Source organism: Extibacter muris (assembly GCF_004345005.1).
In the GTDB taxonomy this organism is placed as follows: Bacteria; Bacillota; Clostridia; order Lachnospirales; family Lachnospiraceae; genus Extibacter; species Extibacter muris.
In genome coordinates this window covers 1-20,235 of record NZ_SMMX01000029.1, presented here as the reverse complement: position 1 = coordinate 20,235, position 20,235 = coordinate 1, and the positions used below count along the sequence as shown (strand labels likewise).

The 20,235-nt window shown below is 49.9% G+C and carries 23 protein-coding genes and 1 pseudogene; 2 read left to right on the top strand and 22 right to left on the bottom strand.

All coding sequences use genetic code 11. The annotated features are described in order from the left end of the window. Window positions 1-90 precede the first annotated feature (90 nt). The 19 genes and pseudogenes from E1963_RS18545 to E1963_RS18465 all read right to left on the bottom strand — a co-directional run bounded on the left by E1963_RS18545 (window position 91) and on the right by E1963_RS18465 (window position 16,271). On the bottom strand, window positions 91-1,542 hold the full coding sequence (locus E1963_RS18545) for a sensor histidine kinase (protein ID WP_132281358.1): 1,452 nt from the start codon (window positions 1,540-1,542) through the stop codon (window positions 91-93). A 3-nt stretch (window positions 1,543-1,545) separates the two neighbouring features. Next, window positions 1,546-2,199, bottom strand: a complete 654-nt coding sequence (locus tag E1963_RS18540; protein ID WP_132281370.1) for a response regulator transcription factor — start codon at window positions 2,197-2,199, stop codon at window positions 1,546-1,548. Window positions 2,200-2,306: 107 nt separating this feature from the next. Then, complete coding sequence (locus E1963_RS18535) at window positions 2,307-3,005, bottom strand: ABC transporter permease (RefSeq protein WP_132281355.1); 699 nt, start codon at window positions 3,003-3,005, stop codon at window positions 2,307-2,309. Window positions 3,006-3,008: 3 nt separating this feature from the next. Then, window positions 3,009-3,854: an ABC transporter ATP-binding protein gene (locus E1963_RS18530; RefSeq protein WP_132281352.1), complete on the bottom strand. Its 846-nt coding sequence runs from the start codon at window positions 3,852-3,854 to the stop codon at window positions 3,009-3,011. Then, window positions 3,838-4,332 (bottom strand): hypothetical protein, encoded by a 495-nt coding sequence (locus E1963_RS18525; protein ID WP_132281349.1) that lies wholly within the window; start codon window positions 4,330-4,332, stop codon window positions 3,838-3,840. The genes E1963_RS18530 and E1963_RS18525 overlap by 17 nt, the downstream gene beginning before the upstream one ends. A gap of 2 nt (window positions 4,333-4,334) precedes the next feature. Further along, window positions 4,335-4,772 carry a LytTR family DNA-binding domain-containing protein gene (locus E1963_RS18520; protein WP_132281346.1) on the bottom strand — a complete coding sequence of 146 codons (438 nt, stop codon included), beginning with the start codon at window positions 4,770-4,772 and terminating at the stop codon, window positions 4,335-4,337. Window positions 4,773-4,854: 82 nt separating this feature from the next. Next, the gene (locus tag E1963_RS23175) at window positions 4,855-5,109 is read right to left on the bottom strand and encodes an ATP-binding cassette domain-containing protein (protein ID WP_167482264.1); all 255 of its coding nucleotides are present in this window, start codon (window positions 5,107-5,109) and stop codon (window positions 4,855-4,857) included. Next, window positions 5,019-5,927 carry an ATP-binding cassette domain-containing protein gene (locus E1963_RS18515; RefSeq protein WP_330570890.1) on the bottom strand — a complete coding sequence of 303 codons (909 nt, stop codon included), beginning with the start codon at window positions 5,925-5,927 and terminating at the stop codon, window positions 5,019-5,021. The genes E1963_RS23175 and E1963_RS18515 overlap by 91 nt, the downstream gene beginning before the upstream one ends. A gap of 578 nt (window positions 5,928-6,505) precedes the next feature. Further along, window positions 6,506-8,995 carry an ABC transporter permease gene (locus E1963_RS18510; RefSeq protein ID WP_132281343.1) on the bottom strand — a complete coding sequence of 830 codons (2,490 nt, stop codon included), beginning with the start codon at window positions 8,993-8,995 and terminating at the stop codon, window positions 6,506-6,508. Further along, a complete protein-coding gene (locus E1963_RS18505) occupies window positions 8,988-9,677 on the bottom strand; it encodes an ABC transporter ATP-binding protein (RefSeq protein ID WP_132281340.1) in 690 nt (229 codons plus the stop codon). Before E1963_RS18505 ends, E1963_RS18510 begins: the two co-directional genes overlap by 8 nt. Before the next feature lie 108 nt (window positions 9,678-9,785). Beyond that, window positions 9,786-10,715 carry a sensor histidine kinase gene (locus E1963_RS18500; protein WP_201272068.1) on the bottom strand — a complete coding sequence of 310 codons (930 nt, stop codon included), beginning with the start codon at window positions 10,713-10,715 and terminating at the stop codon, window positions 9,786-9,788. Further along, window positions 10,703-11,371 carry a response regulator transcription factor gene (locus tag E1963_RS18495; RefSeq protein WP_132281337.1) on the bottom strand — a complete coding sequence of 223 codons (669 nt, stop codon included), beginning with the start codon at window positions 11,369-11,371 and terminating at the stop codon, window positions 10,703-10,705. Before E1963_RS18495 ends, E1963_RS18500 begins: the two co-directional genes overlap by 13 nt. 88 nt (window positions 11,372-11,459) lie before the next feature. Continuing rightward, window positions 11,460-12,227: a MerR family transcriptional regulator gene (locus tag E1963_RS18490; protein WP_132281334.1), complete on the bottom strand. Its 768-nt coding sequence runs from the start codon at window positions 12,225-12,227 to the stop codon at window positions 11,460-11,462. A 67-nt stretch (window positions 12,228-12,294) separates the two neighbouring features. Next, window positions 12,295-13,881, bottom strand: coding sequence for an ABC1 kinase family protein (locus E1963_RS18485; RefSeq protein WP_132281364.1), 1,587 nt, complete (start codon window positions 13,879-13,881; stop codon window positions 12,295-12,297). Beyond that, window positions 13,874-14,254 carry a phasin family protein gene (locus E1963_RS18480; protein WP_132281331.1) on the bottom strand — a complete coding sequence of 127 codons (381 nt, stop codon included), beginning with the start codon at window positions 14,252-14,254 and terminating at the stop codon, window positions 13,874-13,876. Before E1963_RS18480 ends, E1963_RS18485 begins: the two co-directional genes overlap by 8 nt. Window positions 14,255-14,283: 29 nt before the next feature. Further along, on the bottom strand, window positions 14,284-14,655 hold the full coding sequence (locus E1963_RS22850; RefSeq protein ID WP_066581636.1) for a diacylglycerol kinase family protein: 372 nt from the start codon (window positions 14,653-14,655) through the stop codon (window positions 14,284-14,286). Between the two features lie 60 nt (window positions 14,656-14,715). Further along, a pseudogene (locus E1963_RS22845) lies at window positions 14,716-15,081 on the bottom strand (phosphatase PAP2 family protein); the annotation flags it as partial. A 315-nt stretch (window positions 15,082-15,396) separates the two neighbouring features. Further along, entirely contained in the window at window positions 15,397-15,729 is a 333-nt protein-coding gene (locus E1963_RS18470) for an MmcQ/YjbR family DNA-binding protein (protein WP_132281325.1), read from the bottom strand. Next, window positions 15,726-16,271, bottom strand: a complete 546-nt coding sequence (locus E1963_RS18465) for a prolyl-tRNA synthetase associated domain-containing protein (RefSeq protein ID WP_132281322.1) — start codon at window positions 16,269-16,271, stop codon at window positions 15,726-15,728. Before E1963_RS18465 ends, E1963_RS18470 begins: the two co-directional genes overlap by 4 nt. 194 nt (window positions 16,272-16,465) lie before the next feature. On the opposite strand from E1963_RS18465, the gene E1963_RS18460 reads away from it, so the two are divergent. Next, window positions 16,466-16,801, top strand: a complete 336-nt coding sequence (locus tag E1963_RS18460) for a DUF3784 domain-containing protein (protein ID WP_132281319.1) — start codon at window positions 16,466-16,468, stop codon at window positions 16,799-16,801. A 4-nt stretch (window positions 16,802-16,805) separates the two neighbouring features. Here E1963_RS18460 and E1963_RS18455 read toward each other — a convergent pair whose 3' ends face one another. Then, window positions 16,806-17,633 carry a MerR family transcriptional regulator gene (locus tag E1963_RS18455; protein ID WP_132281316.1) on the bottom strand — a complete coding sequence of 276 codons (828 nt, stop codon included), beginning with the start codon at window positions 17,631-17,633 and terminating at the stop codon, window positions 16,806-16,808. 196 nt (window positions 17,634-17,829) lie between these two features. Between E1963_RS18455 and E1963_RS18450 the strand changes: the two genes are divergently transcribed. After that, the gene (locus E1963_RS18450) at window positions 17,830-18,714 is read left to right on the top strand and encodes a MerR family transcriptional regulator (protein ID WP_132281313.1); all 885 of its coding nucleotides are present in this window, start codon (window positions 17,830-17,832) and stop codon (window positions 18,712-18,714) included. A gap of 45 nt (window positions 18,715-18,759) precedes the next feature. Here E1963_RS18450 and E1963_RS18445 read toward each other — a convergent pair whose 3' ends face one another. Then, a complete protein-coding gene (locus tag E1963_RS18445) occupies window positions 18,760-19,638 on the bottom strand; it encodes a toll/interleukin-1 receptor domain-containing protein (protein ID WP_132281310.1) in 879 nt (292 codons plus the stop codon). A 113-nt stretch (window positions 19,639-19,751) separates the two neighbouring features. Beyond that, the gene (locus tag E1963_RS18440) at window positions 19,752-19,970 is read right to left on the bottom strand and encodes a hypothetical protein (protein ID WP_243117804.1); all 219 of its coding nucleotides are present in this window, start codon (window positions 19,968-19,970) and stop codon (window positions 19,752-19,754) included. Window positions 19,971-20,235: the final 265 nt, after the last annotated feature.

Here is a 20,235-nt window from a genome sequence, read left to right as displayed (position 1 = left end):
AGCGTAACTCCTTATATCCCAGTTCTGGCTTGCATGATAGCAGGCCTTATTGTCGTGCTCTTTTTACCAGAAAATTTCTTTTTACTTTTTTTAATTATCTACTTGACTTTTAATAGTTGGTCTTTCCCCGGCATCTCCGGGTGGCTTGCTGCCGGACCTGAGATAGACGGACACCCGCGTCCCCCTGCCTTCCCGGCTTGTGAACTTCATCCTGCCCCGGTGCAGCTCTACGATTTTCGAGCAGAGCGCAAGCCCCATGCCTGCCCCGCCCTGGGCACGGGCTCTTGACTTATCTATCATATAGAACGCTTCTGTAATCTTGGAAAGCTCCCCTTTCGGAATGCCCTTTCCATTGTCTTCCACAGATATGCAGTAGGTCCCGTTCGGAAGCCTCCTGCCTGCGAGCACGATGTTGCCTTCATCGTCAACAGCTTTCCGTGCATTATCCAGCAGATTCATGCAGACCGTCTTCATAAGATCCGGTTCCACTCGAAGTGCAGCATCCTGAATCCTGGTGGAAAATGATATGCTGCTGCCTGAGGCAGCCGGGGAAAATGCATCGGCGATCTGCCCAAGGAACTCGCGCATATGGACAGGACGGAATGCAAAATCCTGCTTTTCCAGCACAATCAGTTCCATCAGCTTCAGGGACAATGTCTCCAGCCGCTTGCCTTCCGTATAGATATAATCCGCACACGCCATCCGGCGCTCCGGTTCCATCTCCTTGGAGCGGATCATATCCGCATATCCGATGATGGACGTCAGCGGCGTCTTCAGCTCATGGGAAAAATTGTCTACAAAGTCCTTCTGGCGCCGCGAATATTCCTTCAGTTCATTTACCATATCCTCAAGCTTCACCGACATCTGTTCAAAATCGGTCGCCAGTTCCCCAATCTCATCATTCCTCGCTATATTGAGCTGCTGCCTGAAGCTTCCGTCCGCCATCTGCTTCGTGGCAGAAGAGAGCTTTTTCAGCGGAGACAGCAGGAGGCTTGACACGACAAAGGATACAAGCCCGACACCAGCGAAAAGTACGCACAGCAGCACGGCATATGTCATATACTGCTGCCTCTTCGCCTCAAACAGATATGTAATCTCTCTGAAGCTCTCCAGATACATCACCTCGCCTCTTGCATATATCGGCCTTACAGCATGGATATAGTAGCGGCCTTCTGATTTATATATCTCATAGCCTTTTTTATTGCCGCTGATCTTATCAAATATTTTTCTGCTGCCTGACAGCTCGCTGTTCCTGTAGATTACCGAACCTTCCTCATCGCTTACTGTAAACGGTATCGAGCCTCCCGAGACGTTGACCGTGATATTATCTGCTATTTCAGGCACTTCTTCCTCCATGGAAGTCAGATCCTTCAGCTCCTGGTCCAAAATCTGCCAGAGGATATCATTCTCAGAATAAGCGGCAGCTATCTCACGGTCCAGCGATATCCGGAACTGAGAGCGGATAAGGTAGTACCCGCCCACGCTGCATGTAAATGCAGTGATAATGATGGTACTGCAAAAGATCTTCCAAAAAAATTTCAACTGCTACGCCTCCAGACGGTATCCGACTTTGTATACAGGGACTATCTTGTGCTCCAGCCCGAGCTTCTTGCGCATGCGCTGCACATGAAGGTCTACGGTACGGCTGGCGCCGAGATACGTCTCCCCCCACACGCGCTCATAGAGGAAGTCCCGGTACAGAGCGATATTCCGGTTCTGGGCGAACAGCAGCAGGAGGTCATATTCTTTGGCAGTGAGCGCTACCGGATCCGCACCTTTTTTAACCGTCCGTGACAGCGTGTCCACCGTAATGTCAAAAAGCGTCACATACCGCTGTGTCTTCCCGTATCTTCTCAGGACCGTCTCGACCCTTGCCAGCAGCTCTACGATTTCAAACGGCTTTGTTATATAGTCTTCCGCACCGGATTTCAACCCCTTCACCTTATCATGGACATCCCCCTTTGCAGTCAGAAATATGACAGGGATGCCAAGCGGTTTTATATACTCGAGAAGCTCATACCCGTCAATCTCAGGAAGCATGATATCCAGAAGCACCAGATCATAACGCTCACGCTCCACCATATCCGCCGCCTGCATCCCGTCGAATGCGCAGAAACAGAGGTACCCCGCATCATTTAAGTTCTCCTTTATCAGGTTGGAAATGGGTACCTCATCCTCTACAATCAATATTTTGTTCATCATCCAGCCACCTCATATATTCAATAATCTTTCTGGTATTATTTATATTATACATGATTATGGCATCATTTTTGTATCTTATTCCGGCAAAACCTCAAGCAATGTCACTAAACCAGACGGCACTTCCGGAATACCAGACCGAACAATACCGCGAAAATGCCCGCATTACACAATATCACGGCCAGATTCCCGCCCTTGGCTGCCGGATCCCCGACCGCACTCATATAGTTGCTGATCTGCTGGGAAAACGCATATTTTGAAACCGCCCCGATCTTCTCGTTGAAGGAGGCCAGCATAGGCAGGAATGAGAACACGAGCATCACGGGCACGCTGACAGACACCTCCGTCACCTGGTTCCTGCACGATATCCCGATAACCGCGCCAAGCAGAAGGGAGATGACAATCCCTGCCGCCATGACAAGGAGGAATTCCGCCATATCCAATCCCGTATACTTCCCTGCCAGGGCAAACACGACAGAGCCTGCCATGCAGCATACGAAGATGCCAAGCCCGATCCCGAGCAGGTATTCCCCTGCCTTGACATTGGCCATCAGAAGCTCCCGGAGCGTATTCTTCTCCTTTTCTTCTGATATGATAGAGGCCACGGCAGTGAGCGGCGCCATCCCTACATACATCGTGGCGAACAGGATGACAAAATACCGCCCCGGCATCCCGTCTATCTTCATGGAATTCTGCATGATGATGGAAAGTACGGGAAACATGACGAACTGTAGGAGCACCGCCTTATTTTTTAACGTATCCTTCATCTGCTTCTTCCACACTGCATAGATTCTTTTCCCTCTCATGGCTCAAAGCCCCCTTCCCGTAAGTTCCATAAATACCGTCTCCAGATCTGGTTCCGTCGAATGTATTTCCGCCACATCGCTGGCACGGAAATACTCCGCAAGCGCATCTGCCTCGCTGCCGTCGTGGTTCAGCATGACGGTCGTGCCGCTATGCAGCAGTATCTTTATCTTATTCTGATGATTATATCTTCGGCATATGTCATCCGGCGCCCCTTCTTCCACGATGCTTCCTTCATGCAGAAGCGCGATATATCCGCACAGCTTAGACGCCTCTTCCATGTTGTGGGTCGTCATCATGACAGCCGTCCCCCTGTCCCTCTCCTCACAGATGAGGCGGTGGATGCCAGAAGCCGTAGCCGGATCCAGGCCGCTCGTAGGCTCATCGAGAAACAGCACATCCGGCTGGTGCATGATTGCCCTTGCAAAGACAAGGCGCTGCCGCATCCCTTTTGACAGCTTATGTACCGGTGTCTTAACGGCTTCCGACAGTCCCACTTTATCAAGCGCGGTCCTGATCTTTCTTTTGGAGATGCCGTAGATCTCTGCGAAGATGCCCAGATTGTCGGCGCACGAAAGGCGCTCGTACAATCCGCTGTTATCCATGACCATCCCGATCCGAGCACATACCGTGCCGCCAAGCCGGCGGCTGTCCTGCCCCATAATATATGCCTCCCCGCCGGTCTGCTTAAGCTGGCCGGTAAGTATCTTGATAAGGGTCGTCTTGCCTGCACCGGAGGGGCCAAGCAGCCCGAATATCTCACCTTCGGACACGTGCAGGTCAATGCCTCTTAGCGCCTCTCTTTCCTTGAACTCCATACGGACACGTTCTGCCTTAATCTGTTTTTTCATTCTCTGCCTCCCAATGCTTTTTCATATTTTCCAGCCCTTCCATGAGCTTCTTGTTCTCAATCCTCGTTTTCAACGTCGATATGCCTGCACTCACAAAAAAGCAGATTGCAAAGCAGACGAGAAACAGTACCCAGGGCTGCCACATATGTGCCGGGAACCAGTCGAACACCAGGATAAATCCACACACCACCGCCAGTATGCACACGACCATGCACGCGATACGCGCGTTCACCGGCATCTTCTTCAACAGGCGGTCCGTAAAAAACAGATACTGCAGCACGACGACGATGACAGAGAGAAGCAACAGCTCCGGTATAATCTCCAGCGGAATACCCTCTCCACCCATCCGGTAAAGCGCAGAAATTTCCCGTGCACTGTCTCCGAAAGCATACGTAAATGCTGTCATACATAACACGGTAACGCCAAATATGATGAGTACCTGTGACAGATAGCTAAATATTGTCCTTTTTTCTTCCATAATCAGATTCCCAACCTTTCCTTCAGCCGTTTTGTATACTGCCGCGATACGAGAAGCTGCTCCCCGTTATCCATCGTGACCCGGATCTTCCTGTCAATATCCGCCCTCAGTGAAGTGATATGGCGGACATTGACGATGCACGATTTGGCTATGCGCAGGAAACCGCTTTCTTCCAGCTGGTCCTCCAGCTCGTACAGCCGAAGCTCCGTCTCATATACCGATTCCATCGTATAGAGGAATGTCTTCTTATCCGTAGTATCTATATACAGGATTGCGGCGATATCCAGCATATGGATCTCGCCGTCCTTGATCCCTGTCATCTTCTGTTCCAGCATCCTCAGCATGGCGATAATCTTCTCCAGCTCCGGCGTCAGGTACGCACAGTTTACTGTGACCTCCGTGCCTGTAAATACCGGGTCTGTATTGATTGTTATCTTCACGTTGCCCCCTCCTCTTTGCACTACTTAGACTATACCAGAGAACCTGGCTTCCAACAATATGGTGCGTCGTAAGTTGCCCTTATCAAGTGCTATGTTTCCAGTCCTGTCCCTCCACATTGATGACTCTGCTCACGACCTCTCTATAAAATGATGCTTCATGGGATACGAGAACCACCGTCCCGGCAAACCCCTGGATTGCTTCCTTCAGCGCCTCTTTTGCCTGTCCGGAAAAAGCATACGTCCCGCCTAATGGCGGAATCTGTCCCACAAGCGTCTTAAGAAGCGTGGACTTGCCGATACCGTTAAATCCGGTAACCGCAATCTTCTGCCCTCCCATAACCGAAAAGCTGATATCCGGCAGCACGGAAAATCATATCCGACTGAAAGATGCTTCTGCCTTCCTCTTGCCATCCTGGACTTCCGTCCGGCGATATTTTTCCGGATAAATTCTTCCGTCCTTTTAATCTCCTTCTGCTGCGCACTGTACTGCCGGATGTAATCTTCCCGGAGCAGCGCCTTCTTCTTGCAAAATTCAGAGTATGTCCCGTAATACTTTGTGATTGTCCTGTTGTCGATGTCGCAGATTCGGTTGCAGATCCGTTCCAGAAAATCATGGTCGTGTGACACGACAAGAAACGCGTTCTCCAGCTCTGACAGGTAACCGCCAAGCCATGCCACGTGTTCCTTGTCGAGAAAGTTCGTCGGCTCGTCGAGCAGAAGGACATCCGGCTTTTCCAGCAGCAGCTTGGCGAGGATAACTTTCGCCCTCTGTACGCCGCTCATCTGTCCGACCGGTCGTTCCATTCCGATGCCCGTAAGCCCAGGCCCTGCTGCCACTTGTGAAATATACGTATCTATGGAATAGAATCCGGATGCCTCCAGCCGCTCCTGATAACGCGCGGCCCGTCTCATACTGTCCATATCACCGTCTGCCGCCCGGCTATACAGTTCATTCCTCTGCTTCTCCAGTCTGTACAGATCCAGAAACGCGGACTTTAAAAATCCTTCCAGCGTAAGCCCCGCGTCTATGTGTGCATACTGGTCCAGATATCCTGCCGTAATCCCTTTTGCCCAGGAAACCTTCCCCGAATCGGGAACTGCCTGGCCTGTACATATCTTGATAAAGGTACTTTTCCCTGCTCCATTTTGCCCCACGACACCTGCATGCTCTCCTTTATTGAGAACAAAATCTGCATTTCTAAATAATATATTATCCCCAAATGAATGGGTTAAGTCTGTAATTTCTACTAAGCTTATAATTATCTTAATCCTTTCATCAAATAGGCTTCCATTTCTTAATTCATAACGCAAAAAGGCAGAAGACGAGATGCAGCTTGATCTGCTGCATCCGGCCTTCTGCCATATATCTTCTGTGATACCGTCCTTCCGAAACACGAGACCGCACACGGCAAAAGGCCATGGACAAAACACTGTCCATGGCCTTTTGCTGCAGAGTCACGGAAAAACAGGTACGGCAACAGCACCGGATACCCTGTCCGGCTGCTGTGCCCTAACTCTCTTTTCCGATGAATTCTGCGTATCTATCCGCCATACTCTGTACAATGCTTCATCCATATCAATTGTACAGAGCTGATTCGCCTTGTAAACTGGCTGCTTCTATAAAATCCCATAACTGCCTCTCCCTGCGTGTCTGCTGTCTGGTATCCTCAGATTAGGCTAATAATAGCAGACACGCGCCTATTCTGTCAACTGCTGAGATATCCGGCCTGTTCCTATTCAACCCCTCTGATCCGCTCCACGATCGACCGCTTTCCCACTATCATCCGATAAGCGGCCAGTGGTATCACAGAGCAGATGCATGTTATAAGCAACGTCATCGCCAGTACCAGCAGCACCGGGACATGGAAGGGGATTCCCATATAGTTCAGAGACTGGTAGCAGGCATACGTGACTCCTAGTCCCGCCGTCGCGGTCAAAAGCAGCGAGATGCCGGCAAAGAGCAGACCTTCCCTGACGAGCATCCCTTTGACCTGCTTCTCCGTCATTCCTACACTCTCCATGACAGACAGTTCTGTCTGCCGGTTCTGTATATTGCCCGACACGGTATTGATATAGTTCATGAGCCCTATCATCGCAAGAATCAAGGTGATCCCTATTCCGACACCCATCATGTTGCCCTGCGCCTTTTGAATGGATTTCATGTTATCGATCTTAGAATCATAAGACAAGTCACCGCCATGTGGACCTTCCTCTGCATAATCCATGATCCGTGCCTCGGTCTGTTCGTCGTATTCTTCCTTATACTGCACGCTTGCTCTGGATATCCACGGATCTGCCACTGTCCTGTCCACAAAGGCATCGCTTACAAGCACCACCGGGGCCATTCCCAGCATGAACGCATAGTAGCCGTCATCTACATAGCCGCCGATCTCCATGGAATATGTCTTCGCATGGTCGTGATACTGGGAGAAGGTCACCTTCTTCCCCCGAATGTCATCCAGGTCAAGTGTCAGTCCGTCGCGATAGATCAGACATGTCCTGCCCTCCATAAACTGTTCTTTATCTAAGGGTTCTTCGAGGGTGCTGTTCACATAGTCGAACTCTTCCTCGTCAATCCCTGTCATAAAGGTGTAGAATTTCTCCGGATGCTGCTTGTATTCCTCAATATCTTCCTCATAACCGTGGGCCATCCAAGTCTCATAGAACTCCCGCATCCACCTGTCAGAAAATTCCGGTTCCCACGGTATGATTATCTGCGTGCTCGTCATGGGATGCACTTTTTCAACTCCATCCATGTTATCCATATCCGTAAGAAATTTCTTGTCCATGATACGGTACCATTCGGATTCGTCCTCTTTTTTCATCGTATCATTGGAAAGAATCAAGTCTGCGTTCATATAGTTCGACATCATGGTCCGCGCACCGTGGCTCTCAATCATCGTCACGAGGCAGAGAAATACGGACAGGCAGGCCGCCAGCGACAGTATGACGACACCCGTCTTCTTCTTGTCCCTTCGGAGCTGTTCTCCCGCCATGCGCCAGAGGACCCCTGCCTTTCCCGTCTTATGGGACGCTTTCCTGCCCGATACCGTACGGTAGCTGAGCGCCTCCAGAGGGGACACGGAATCGGCGATTTTCGTAGGCTTGCGGCTGCCAAGATATACCGTCATCCCGACGGCGGCAATGCTGAGCAGGAATACAGCCGGATGGAAGGCAACATCCACGACCTCCCGTATGCCGAGCGTCTTTACGACTACCGGTATCAGGAAGAAAGAGGCGGCCGAGCCGAGCGCTATGCCTCCCGCCGTCCCCGCTGTCCCGATGATCAGCATCTGTCTCTGTATGAGCCTTCGGATCTGCCTTCCCGTCATGCCGATAGTCTGGAGAAGGCCATAGTAACGTATGTTCCCTGATACGGACAGGTAAAGTATGTTGTAGATGAGCAGGTATGCGCTCAGGCACGTCATGATGACAAGCCCCGCAAGCCCTGCCAGGATCTGCACGGACTGCTCTGTCTCGGATGTATAGAAGAGCCGCTGCTGCTTGCCAAGCTCCAGGGAATCCCGGAACTCGGACTGCGCCTTTTCCGTCATGATACGGGATTTGAAATCCAGATACAGGATTCCGCAGTTCACGTCTGAAAATGCATGCCCTGACTGTTCAAAAAATGATTTCGATACGTAGAATACTTTATTGTCCCCGTATCCTTCCCACATGCCAGATATACGGAATTCCTTCGTATGCGGGCCATTTTTGTCCTGATACGTCATCACAAAAGAATCTCCGACTCCCAGATTCCCTTTTCCACAGTCTTCAAGGGCGGCTTGCGTCGCCATCACTTCATCGTCTTTCGTCGGATAGCGCCCCTTGACCTTATCCATCGCAGGCTTTTTCTGTACATCCCAGTATATATCGTCGCTCCATATGAGGACCGTATGCAGCGTGTCATCTGCATCTGTCGCTTCCGGATAACCGGCCTTGGCCTCTATGCCGATCGTAGTGATGTCTTCATTATTCTCGCAGATCTGCTTCTGCTGCTGCGTAAATCCTCCGATAAGGACCGCGTCATACACGGCACCTTTCATACGCATATTCTGGCGTGCCTGCATCTTAACGTAGGTGATGCCTACCGTCAATATCGTAAAGAGAAGAAAAGACGACAGCAGTATCGCCATGGCAATGACTGCATTTCTCCTCTTGTTTCCTGACATAGAGCGCCTTGCCAGCTTCTTGATGACCGTGCCGTTGTTATTCTTAAGCATGGCATCCACTTCCCTTCACGATCCTGCCATCCTCGATACGCACGATCTTGTCCGCCAGCAGCGCGATATCCCAGTCGTGGGTAATAAGCACGATCGTCTGATGGAACTGCTTTGCAACAACCCGAAGAAGCCCCATCACATCATGGCTCGTCGCTGTATCCAGATTGCCGGTCGGTTCATCTGCCAGTATGATAGAAGGCTTCGAGGCAAGCGCTCTTGCGATGGCCACTCTCTGCTGCTGACCGCCGGACAACGTACACGGAAGCGACTCCCTCTTCTCGTCAAGCTTCAGCAGGTCCAGTATTTCATCTACAAAAGCTTTGTCCACACGGGCGCCGTCCAGTTCAGCCGGCAGGATGACATTTTCATACACGTTCAGGTCCTGTACGAGATTATAGCTCTGGAACACGAAGCCTACTTTCCTTCTCCTGAATATAGCGAGCTGTTCTCTGTCCATCTGTGACAGGTCTCTCCCGTCCACAATGACCTGCCCGTCCGTCGGCACGTCCAGCCCCCCTATCATGTGAAGCAGCGTGCTCTTCCCGCTGCCGGACTTCCCGACGATGGCTGTAAACTTGCCTTCCTCCACCTGGAAGTCCACGCCGTCCAGCGCTTTGACCGTATTGTCTCCGAGCTTATAATACTTTTTCAGATTCTTTGTCTTTACAATCCATGTCTCCATCTCTTCTGTCTCCTTTCTTATTTACAACAAGCATATCTGAAAAATATCACAAACCGTTCACAAGAAAGAAGAATCACAAACCTGTGACTCTTCCCTTCCGCACCTGCCTTACTTCCCATTTGGAAGATAGACGCAGAACTCTGCGCCTTCCCCTTCTTCGGACCGTACTTCTATATACCCCTTCTGACGGGTGATAATCTCTCTTGCAAGATAAAGCCCCACACCGACGCCTTCTTCCTCATGCACTTCCGGTTCACGGTAGAAGCGCTGGAATATAAGGGCCTGCCGTTCACGTGCAATCCCTTTCCCGTTGTCGCTGATACTTATCTTCGTAAAGAACTCCTGCACCGCAGCCCGTATCTGCACCGTTCCGCCAGATCTGGTATACTTCACGGCATTGTCCAGTATGTTATATATCGCTTCTCCCGTCCATTTTCTGTCATGGTCCGCCTCTATGTGTTCCTCACAGTCCACGCAGATCCTTATCCCCTTTTTCTCGGCCGCGGGCACTGCGGCACCGGCAGCCTGGACGAGCGTCTCATATATGCAGTTTTTCTGGCTCCGTATCTCAATGATGCCTGCCTCCAGCCGTGACATCTTCACCATACTCCGGAGCAGGAAATCCAGCTTCTCCGTCTGCCCTTCTATCTTTGCAAGAAATTCCCCCGCCTTTTCCGTATCCAGATCTCCAGCCTGCAGCATCTCCAGATACAGCTTCATATTGGCGATGGGCGTCCGGGTCTGGTGGGACAGATCCGATATGAGCTCTTTTATCTGCCTCTTCTCCCTGTTGTTCTGCTCGTTTTTCTGATGCCACATATGGCTGGTCTTCACAAGCTTTCCGTGCACCTTGCCCCACAGCGTATCTTCCGGGATGCCGCATTCTTCCAGCTCCTCCCCGTCAGCCATGGCATCCAGGCTCTCCTCCAGCTTTTCCGTGAACGTATATATGCCTCTCCTAAGCGCCCGCATCCTGCGCCACATGCAGGCAGCCACTATGGCAAGGCAGAGCGCGGGAATCATCATCATTTCAGCCATTGGTATCCCATCCCGTATACGTTAGATATATATTTGTGGCTATCGTCTTCTATCTTTCTGCGAAGCCGGTTCACATTCACCGCCAGCGTATGCTTATCCACGAACTGGCCGCCACAGTCCCAGAGCTGGTCCAGCAGCACGGCATACGTCAGAAGCCGGCCCGCATTGTCCGAGAACAGGCGGAGCATCCGGAATTCGGTAGGCGTAATCATGCACTCTTTTCCTCCGGCCTCTGCTTTTGCCATGTCAAAGTCAATCTTCAGGAACCCGTCGTCGTATCTGTTCCTGCTCTGTGCGTCTGTACGCTGTAAGATGACAGAAATCTTTTTCAAAAGGATTTTCATGGAGAAGGGCTTGGTCACGTAGTCATCCGCTCCTGTCTCATATCCCTTGAGCGCATCCTCCTCCAGATCTCTTGCCGTGAGGAAGATGACCGGCACCTTCCTCTGTCCTTTCATCCATCCGCACAGCCCGAAGCCTTCGCCGTCCGGCAGATTTACATCGAGCAGAACCAAATCTGCACATTCCTGCAGAAAAAGGCTCTTGGCCTCCTCCAGGGAATGTGCAGATATAGTGTCGTATCCATCCCGTTCAAGGGAATAGGATATGCTTTGATTCAATTCCACGTCATCTTCCACTATCATTATCTTTTGCATAGCACACCTCTGATCCACGATTCTTAACTATATTATACCGTCATGCAGAAGGTACTGCAAATGCCAAATAATCACAATGCCGTGATACTTACGCCTGCCCGTCCAACCAGCTGTCCACCGCTTCTTTGAGCAGTGCGGCGCATCCTTGTTCTTCCTTGTCATAATAGGAGCGGAACCGCTCGTCAGACACGTACATCAGGGTGATATTCCTGTGGGCCTCTGGCGCGTACTGCTTCCATGTCATAAAGAGCCACTCTTTGTGCAGCTTAGCAATGTGTCCTGCCTCCTTGCCGTCCGCCTTTATTCCTGCCCGCACGCCTTCATTCAGCAGCCTGCGGATCTCTTTTTCGAGGCTTTCAAACCGTCTGTACTCTTCCTCTGTCATGTCCAGCACCTTCCGGTTCGATGTGTCCACCGCCTCACCACCATATCTGCGGCGTGCTTCCGTTTCATACTTTTCTCCATTTTCCTTCACCATATTCTCTTTGAATGCGGCAAACTTCTCTTTATCGTTCATTTTGCTTTCTCCCTTCATTGACGCAATCGTCTGCTTCACTGTCCGAATGAGGGAATCCACATGCTTCCGCTCTTCTTCCAGCCCGAGAAGATGCCCTTCCAATGCGCTCATAATATCAAAACCGTCCTCATAGAGAATGCTCTGTATGCTTTTCAAATCAAAGCCCCGCTCCCGGAAAAAAAGAATCTGCTGCCGCAGCGCCACCTCCTCCCCGCCATAATAACGGTATCCGGCGTCCGTAGCGTAAAGCGGCTTCAAGAGCCCTATCTCGTCGTAATAGCGCAGGGTACGTGCACTTACTCCGGCCATCTCAGACAGTTCTCTGATACTATACTCCATGTTCGTCACCTCCTCTGTCCAAAGCAAGCATACTTCTTTACGCAGCGTCAAAGTCAAGAGGCATATTTTATTTTTTTCTCGTATGGATATGGCTCAGGAATATCCAGACAGCCAGCCCAAGCGCCAGCAGATATCCGAATGCCCCCAGTGCGGGTATCCCCCATATCTTCGGTTTCATATCCGTCGTACACAGAATGCTGGAACTGATGAGAAGCGCCGTCACGAGGAAGCCCATGACAAGCTTCTTTATGAGCCTTGTCAGCATCTCGCTCAGATCTTCCGTCGCATGGACGTCCAGATTGATGCGGTTCTGCCCTTTCAGGAATCCCCGGAGCAGATCAGCCGCCAGTGCCGGGATATCCAGCGCCTTGTGGATGGAACGGTAGATGCTTCTGCCCCCGCTTTTCAGCTCTTTCTTCCAGTTCCCCCAGGACAGGAGGCTGCCCGCCATCCTGGCAGACGCCACCTCCACCATGTTGATCTTTGGGCTGATATCCGCAAGCACCCCTTCCATGTGCGACATGCCTCTTGCCAGCATCGTCAGTCCATGGGGCATGATAATCTTATTGTCCTTCATCACCTCCATCAGATCTTCCATGATTCTGGCAATATCTATCTTACCGATATCTGTCGTCCCATACTTTGTGAGCAGATTGCCGATGTCTGCATAGAGCCTGCTCTGGTCCGGCTTCTCCTTGAATTCGCCGAGCGCCATGACCGACTCGAGGATCTGTCCGACATCATTTTCGGCAACGCCCTGCACCGCCCTTGCGATCAGTTCCTTATCCCTGGCGGAGAGGCGCCCCATCATGCCCATATCAATCCATATGATTTTCCCGTCCCGGACCTTTACATTGCCAGGGTGGGGATCCGCGTGGAAGAAGCCGTCCTCCATAATCTGCTTTATATAATTGTCCGCAAGCTTAGCGCCTGCCTCATCCAGGTCATACCCGTTCTCCAAGAGCTTTTCTTTCTCATCGATGCCAAATCCGTCGATGTATTCCATCACGAGCGCCTGTCCGGTCGTGTATTCCCGGTACAGGACAGGGACGTCCACAAATGCCACGTCCCTGTTCAGCTTGCCAAACTCTTCCATATTGGACGCCTCGTTGAGAAAGTTCATCTCTTCCTGGGCTACGTTCCACAGTTCGTCCAGCACAAGGTCCAGATCTACCAGACCTTTCATATTCACTGGCGGCAGGAACCTGACCGCCCGGTGCAGCAGCCCGATATCACGCGACATCGTCCCGTAGATGCCCTGCCGCTGCACCTTGACGACGACCTTCTCGCCGCTCTCCAGCACTGCCTTGTGTACTTGTGCGATGGACGCAGAACCAAGAGGTGTCTCATCCATCTCCTGAAACACCTCTCCCAGCGGACAGCTATATGCCATTTCGATAACTTCTTTTACCTGTGCGAAGGGCATGGGGCTCACATCCGATCGAAGCCGCATCAGCTCTTCACAGTATCTCTTCGGCAGGACATCGGAATGCATGGACATGATCTGGCCGAGCTTGATGTAAGTAGGTCCCAGATCCTCAAGTATGAGCCGCAGCTTCTCCGGCGTCACACCTCTGGCTATGCTGTGCTTCTTCAGGACAGACATGATCTCTTTCAGCCTGGTGCCATACGCTGCCGGCACTTCCTTACGCATCTGCCTCTCCGCTGTCCTTCTCATCTTCCAAAGCGTCCTGCGGCTTCCCGTCATCGTCCGGCTCTTCCGCCGGCGTCTGCCCGAGGCCGGCCAGCTTTTCTTTCAGCTGGTCTATCTGCTCGGGGGTCATCTTGTCAAGCAGCTCCTCCAGCTCCTCCGGGGAAGATGGTTTTACCTTTACGGTGACATTTTCCTTTACTGCCTTTTTCACATTGTGCTTCAGCTCTTCGTTGAGCACTTTGCCCTGCTCGACCGTGAGCTCTCCCTTCTTCACCAGGTCGTCCAGAATCTCTTTGGACTTCTCCGCCGTCGTGGCCAGCGCTCCTACGCCTGCCAGCATTACCTTTTTCAAGCTCTCACCTAAGTTATCCATCCTCTTTTTCTCCTTTCATTTTGCCATGGTCAGTTTAGTGCAAACAGCGCCAGTATCTTCGGGACAAAGATGATTCCTCCGATGACTGCCGCAGTGATAGCCGCAATCAGCACCGCTCCGGCGGCCGTGTCCTTGGCCAGCTTGGCTCGCCTCCTCTGCTCTTTCGTCACCAAGTCTACCACGGCTTCCACCGCGGTATTGACCAGCTCCAGCGAGATGACGAGGGCGCATAAGATAAGACAGATGCACCACTCCGTCACGGACAGCTTCAGCGTGATTCCAAATACTACGACCAGCCCAAGAGCGGAATAATGTATCATCATGTTCCGCTCCGTCTTAAGCCCGGTTATGATGCCGGAAAATGCATACTCAAAACTTTTGAAGAGCGGGTTGGCAGCCACCTCCGGCTGTCCATGTATCGCTATCCCCTTCGCAAAATAGCGTCTGGCAACCGATGTATATATGATTAGATATATCATTCCTGCGAGAAATCCTCCCGCGACGTCTGTCGCATAATGCACGCCGAGATATATCCGGCTCAGGGCGACGAGGGCTACCACCGCCAGACAGATTACAGTGCCCGCTATCTTATATGCCCTGCTCTTCTTCGTCTGCCATATGAGGAACAGGATAAAGCCGTAGAACGTTGCGGCCAGCATGGCATGTCCGCTCGGAAAGCTGTAGCCCGTCTCTGCGACGAGCCTTCCTGCCTGCGGCGGCCGCTCCCGCATGACCCATCCTTTGGCGGACAGGTCCAGAAGTACCGCCAGGACGAGGTTGGCAAACAAGGCGATCAGATACTGCTTCTGCCGGAGCGTGTGTATCATCGCCATGCTGATGATAAGCAGCACGACCGGATGCACCATATTCGTCATCACTTTGAAGAATCCGGTCAGGAACGGACACTGCAGCCTGTGGATGACACGATATACAAACGTATCTACGCCCTCCAGGCGATAGCTTCCGGCCACGTCCGCCAGGAGGAGGCCGAAGGCCGCCAGGCCGATGAACAGTACCGGGAGCTTCCATATGTGAATTGTATTGTTTCCTGCCCTGTCTCCTGTCATGGTATCCCACCCTTAATGTCTTCTGACTTTGGTCTTATTATACCACTCTTTTCCGTAAAGGACAAAACAAAGCGCTTATTTTCCTTTTGTCAGATCATAGCTCTCGCCTATCATCCTGCATATCTCTTCCTCCGGAACCGTCCCGTCCAATATGATGGAATTCCAGTATCTTTTATTCAGGTGGTATGCCGGAAGCACCGAGGCAAAGTTCTGCCTCCATACCTCTATCCATTCGGGGCTGCACTTTACATTAACCCATACATGGCCTTCCCTTTCAAAGATCCAGGCAAATACCTTCCTGCTATTCCTGTGCCGGATGACGCACCAGTCCGCATCCCGGAACGGATAGTCTTCATACACGTCTTTATAAGTCAGACAATAAGATATCACTTCTTTTCTTTCTGTCATAATAATCCCCCCAACACCACCGTCCTATAATCATGGTGTACCGCCTCCAGGAACTTACTAAACACATCCTCCGTTCGCAGCTTCAGGCTTGATGTATTCACGCACGGATGGCAGCCCACGTATTCGTCTCTTAGTATTTCTTCGTCCACAAGCAGCTGCACCTGGTTGTCCGTATCATATATGAGCCCCATCACGGTTGCGGAACCGGGTGCAACGTTCAGATATTTTATCATGTCGTCTCCTGATGCAAAGGATAATCTGGACGTTGGAATCTGGGCGGACAGTTCTTTCGTCCGCAATGTTTTATGTCCCGGCATCATGAGGAGGTAGAAAGCTGTCTTCTGCCGGTTGCACAAGAACAGATTCTTGCATATCGTGATGCCGAGTACCTTATCTACTTCCAGGCAGTCTGCAATTGTCCCTACCGGTCCGTGGTCTGTCCTGGAATATTCGATGCCCAGTTCATCCAGCACGTCATACGTTTTCATTTCCTTTTCTTCCCGACCCTCTGCCGAGGCAGGACGTCCATTCTGTAATATCATACTGTCATCTCCCCGTATAATCCTATATTTTACTACTATGATTTTACTCTATAAAGAAGCAGAAGAAAAGCAGATTCTCGGAAAAACGTTGCCTTTTCAGACAGTGTGTCACATAATAAAGTCAAGCTTTCTCTGCCATTGAGCAGGAACGCTTCTATATGTAAAGCATGATATCGCAGAAAGGATATTGGAATATGGCTGAACTTATTATCACTGTAATATGTGCCCTTCTGGCTGTACTCTGCCTTATATACGGCATATTTGCCTGGCATTACAGAGGCCCTATACTCATGAACAAGTATCTGCTCGCTTCTGATGAAGAAAAGCGGGCTCTTGCAAGACAGCCCAAAGAAGAGCGAAATGCCGATTACAGGTATGCAGCCAAGATCTCCTTTGCAATTGCACTCATGTGGCTTATGGCAGGTCTCGGCATAATAACAGACATCCTTCTCATGTGGCTCTCTGTCATCGCGGCTATCGTCCTCGTCAACTATGCACTTGCAGAACTCTTCAGGAACAATCGGAGCTAATACATTACTTATGCCGCCTGGAATGCCCCGCCAGGAAGACCGCTGCCAATACGATGGTATCTGCAAGCAATACTACCGTAATATGCTTAACGGTGCCGTGTACATATAGCAGTGTAAATATTTTCACAGATACTGCTACAAGGCATAAGGAGTTCGTGATATAATCCGCCAGGCTGTCACTGTAGACCGTATGCATATACAGCCATCTCCAGATAAACGGACGCAGCACATATCTGATGACAATACAAGCCGCCGGGTAGAGGAATATCACGTATCGTCCTGCCATCGAACTGGCTGCTCCATGGCTCCATTGGATTGGAATCTCGGGGGGAAGATGCCGATAGGACAACAGCGCTGTAATCATGCTTACCACAAACAAGACGCACCACATGGCCATGCCTCCCCACAGGTAGAGGAATCCCGCAGAATCCATACAGAAGATGTTCCTGCTCTTCTTCCACTGCTCCTGCAAATCAGGCACATAATGTTCCACGTCCAGATTACTAAAATGAATCTCTTTATCTTGAAGCATCGCATCACACAGCCTTCTGGCATTCTCCAGGTCTTCCATCTGATCGTCCAGCCGCTTCGCCTGGCTCTTGACTGTTCTATAGAGAGACTTGCTTCCATCCATCAGTTCCCGGATGGTCTCCAGCGGAATACCTATTGTCCTCAGATATGCTATTTTCCTGATGTTATCTACATCCGTTTCAGAATATTCACGGTAGCCGTTAGAGACATTCCGCTCCGGCACGACGAGCCCTTCTCTCTCATAAAAACGGATATTTGATCTGGGCAGCTTCGTTGCCTCTTCTACTTCTTTTATTGTCATGTATTATCACCTTCTTCCTGTTAATTATAAAGTATCAACCATGTTTACAGTCAACCAATCATCACTATTTGGTAAAAAATTATTGACTTACACGTAGCGTGATAGTGTACCGTATAACTGAAGAACGACGCAGGATATACGCCGGCAGACTTCCGAGCCGCGTTCTTTACTCTCTATGATAAGGGGGCTGATTACGATGAAAACAATAAGCCAGGTTGCAGAGCTGACAGGCGTCAGTACACGTACGCTGCAATATTATGATGAAATCAATCTGCTGAAGCCATCCAAGCTTACCCCATCAGGCTATCGCCTGTACGACGACGAGGCCTTGCATAAACTGCAGCAGATCCTGTTTTTTAAAGAACTGGACTTTAAATTAAAAGAAATCAGAGACATTCTGGAAGATTCTGAATTTGACAATATCAAGGCTTTCAGAAAACAGAAAGAACTGCTCGAATTAAAGCGGAAACGGCTGGATAAGCTTATCGCACTTTTGGGCAGGCTGGAGAAAGGAGAACCGTGCATGAGCTTTAAAGAATTTGACTTAAGCGAATATGTCGAGGCATTAGAAACATTTAAAAGTGAAAAAGCAGACGACGTAATCAAATACTGGGGGAGCGTTGAGAAGTTCAACGAATTTATCCAGAAGATAAGGGATGATGACGGCCATTTAGCGGAACTTGCGGTCAAGCAGTTTGGCAGCGTTGAGAAATACACGGAAGCCATGAAATACAATCTGGAGCATTTCTCGGAACTGATGGAGAAATCAGAAGAACTTGCGGAAAGAAAAGATGAGCTAATGCAGAAAAGCGATGCTCTCTTCACCCGTCTGACCTCTGATATGGCGAGAGACGTCACCACCGGTGAGATTCAGGACATCGTCCGGGAGATTATAGAAGATGTGACCAAGAACAGTCTCGGCGTCGATATGGGGGATGGATACTGGGATATCGTAATAGAGAGCTGCTCCCATGACGCTGTCCGGGAGATATACGACAAGAAATATGGGGCAGGCGCTTCTGACTATATCGCAGATGCGCTACGGTATTATTTCCACAAAGAACTGCCCTCAAAAATGTAAAATGGCCGAGCCCTGCCTATTGCACAGATGGCAGGGCTCGGCTGTTCATACCTGTTCCAGTATCTTTCCGTATGTATATTTCATAGAATCATCAGAATACTCCATAATGAAATCATGATTCTGCGCGTAGCGGATCATCAATTCGTAATATTGCTCTTTTGTCAGCTTGGGGTGCCTTTGCTGCCAATCTACTATATCTTTGACTGCTCCTGTCGTATAGCCGAGCAAGAAGGAAAATATGTCCCTTTTTATATCCAGATCGCTAAAATCAATTTTATTATCACGTATGAAGCTGATATACGAACATGCGATGGCATTCCATATCAGAAACTCATGGTCATAATCTGCATCTCTCGCAAAATCATATAAGACGTCCCTGTAGTCCATATCCGTAATGTCGCCTAGCACATCACAGATCGGCTTCGTAGCTATCACAAAATAATTCGGCAGCGTCTTATGCCTCACCTTCTCTTCCATATAGATATGATCCGGCTCTATCTCTTTTAACTCACTATAAGGCAGCAATTTCCGGAACATCTTCTGTATACCGATGGAATTGATGACATCGGGCTTTACCGTTTCCATAATCTTATATGCCAGCTCATCAAGCCCGATATCCGTTGACAGAGCGAACTTATCTGCCAGGTAAGGGCTGTAATTCAGTACATCTTCTGCTTTTATCCCATGCCAGACAGGCAGGATCATCTTATCTCGCTTTGACACTTCCCTGCTTAGCAGGCTGCGAAGTTCGTAATCTGTCCAGCCCTTTTCAAAAAATGCTTTGCTCAGTATAATGATTCCAAATGTGGAGCCTGTAAGGCCCCTGTCGATAGATCTTGACAAGCTGTCCCCGATCTTGAGCTCAAATTCATCATACCATACTTTTAATCCATATTTCTTTAACATGTCTGCCAGTTGTTTCACAACTGTTTCTTTATCTTAAGAAGCATGCGATATAAACAAGTCCCACATATCATCCACCTTCCTTTTTATCGTTTCGTATATATTTCCGTTATTATCTCCGATGCTATTATAACTCATTTTTTATCATTGTTCCGTCTCAGGAATTCTACAAAGGCGAAGATGATAGATATGACGGTAAATACTGCTACGATCAGCTCCGACATATTGTTGGCATATTCGGTCTTCTCCGGCATCACCGCGCCGAGAATCAAAAAATATATGCACCATATCAGTCCTAACGCAAGTAAAAGCATTGTGAAAAATTTAATCACAGATGCCGCCTTATCCATCATTTTTTTTAGTTTTGATTCTGCGTTCTTCCGGATAACTCCTCCTAATATATAAGTGTAGGGTTTCAGTACCCAACAGCCAGTTGGGACTTAATCCTCTCATTGTTTAAGCTGTATAATGAGCAGGCATTGGTGTGACGTTTTCTCCTCCTAATATATAAGTGTAGGGTTTCAGTACCCAACAGCCAGTTGGGACTTAATCCTCTCATTGTTTAAGCTGTATAATGAGCAGGCATTGGTGTGACGTTTTCTCCTTGGACCATCAGGT

Bases quoted from the DNA above. Each gene is read 5' to 3' on its own strand.
- E1963_RS18460 (WP_132281319.1), top strand. From the start codon at position 16,466: ATGGCTGAACTTATTATCACTGTAATATGTGCCCTTCTGGCTGTACTC.
- E1963_RS18455 (WP_132281316.1), bottom strand. From the start codon at position 17,633: ATGACAATAAAAGAAGTAGAAGAGGCAACGAAGCTGCCCAGATCAAAT.
- E1963_RS18490 (WP_132281334.1), bottom strand. From the start codon at position 12,227: ATGGAGTATAGTATCAGAGAACTGTCTGAGATGGCCGGAGTAAGTGCA.
- E1963_RS18450 (WP_132281313.1), top strand. From the start codon at position 17,830: ATGAAAACAATAAGCCAGGTTGCAGAGCTGACAGGCGTCAGTACACGT.
- E1963_RS18510 (WP_132281343.1), bottom strand. From the start codon at position 8,995: ATGCTTAAGAATAACAACGGCACGGTCATCAAGAAGCTGGCAAGGCGC.
- E1963_RS18465 (WP_132281322.1), bottom strand. From the start codon at position 16,271: ATGATATTACAGAATGGACGTCCTGCCTCGGCAGAGGGTCGGGAAGAA.
- E1963_RS18440 (WP_243117804.1), bottom strand. From the start codon at position 19,970: ATGATGGATAAGGCGGCATCTGTGATTAAATTTTTCACAATGCTTTTA.
- E1963_RS18525 (WP_132281349.1), bottom strand. From the start codon at position 4,332: ATGGAAGAAAAAAGGACAATATTTAGCTATCTGTCACAGGTACTCATC.
- E1963_RS18480 (WP_132281331.1), bottom strand. From the start codon at position 14,254: ATGGATAACTTAGGTGAGAGCTTGAAAAAGGTAATGCTGGCAGGCGTA.
- E1963_RS18530 (WP_132281352.1), bottom strand. From the start codon at position 3,854: ATGAAAAAACAGATTAAGGCAGAACGTGTCCGTATGGAGTTCAAGGAA.
- E1963_RS18535 (WP_132281355.1), bottom strand. From the start codon at position 3,005: ATGAGAGGGAAAAGAATCTATGCAGTGTGGAAGAAGCAGATGAAGGAT.
- E1963_RS18495 (WP_132281337.1), bottom strand. From the start codon at position 11,371: ATGCAAAAGATAATGATAGTGGAAGATGACGTGGAATTGAATCAAAGC.
- E1963_RS23175 (WP_167482264.1), bottom strand. From the start codon at position 5,109: ATGGGAGGGCAGAAGATTGCGGTTACCGGATTTAACGGTATCGGCAAG.
- E1963_RS18500 (WP_201272068.1), bottom strand. From the start codon at position 10,715: ATGGCTGAAATGATGATGATTCCCGCGCTCTGCCTTGCCATAGTGGCT.
- E1963_RS18540 (WP_132281370.1), bottom strand. From the start codon at position 2,199: ATGAACAAAATATTGATTGTAGAGGATGAGGTACCCATTTCCAACCTG.
- E1963_RS18470 (WP_132281325.1), bottom strand. From the start codon at position 15,729: ATGACAGAAAGAAAAGAAGTGATATCTTATTGTCTGACTTATAAAGAC.
- E1963_RS18505 (WP_132281340.1), bottom strand. From the start codon at position 9,677: ATGGAGACATGGATTGTAAAGACAAAGAATCTGAAAAAGTATTATAAG.
- E1963_RS18485 (WP_132281364.1), bottom strand. From the start codon at position 13,881: ATGCGTAAGGAAGTGCCGGCAGCGTATGGCACCAGGCTGAAAGAGATC.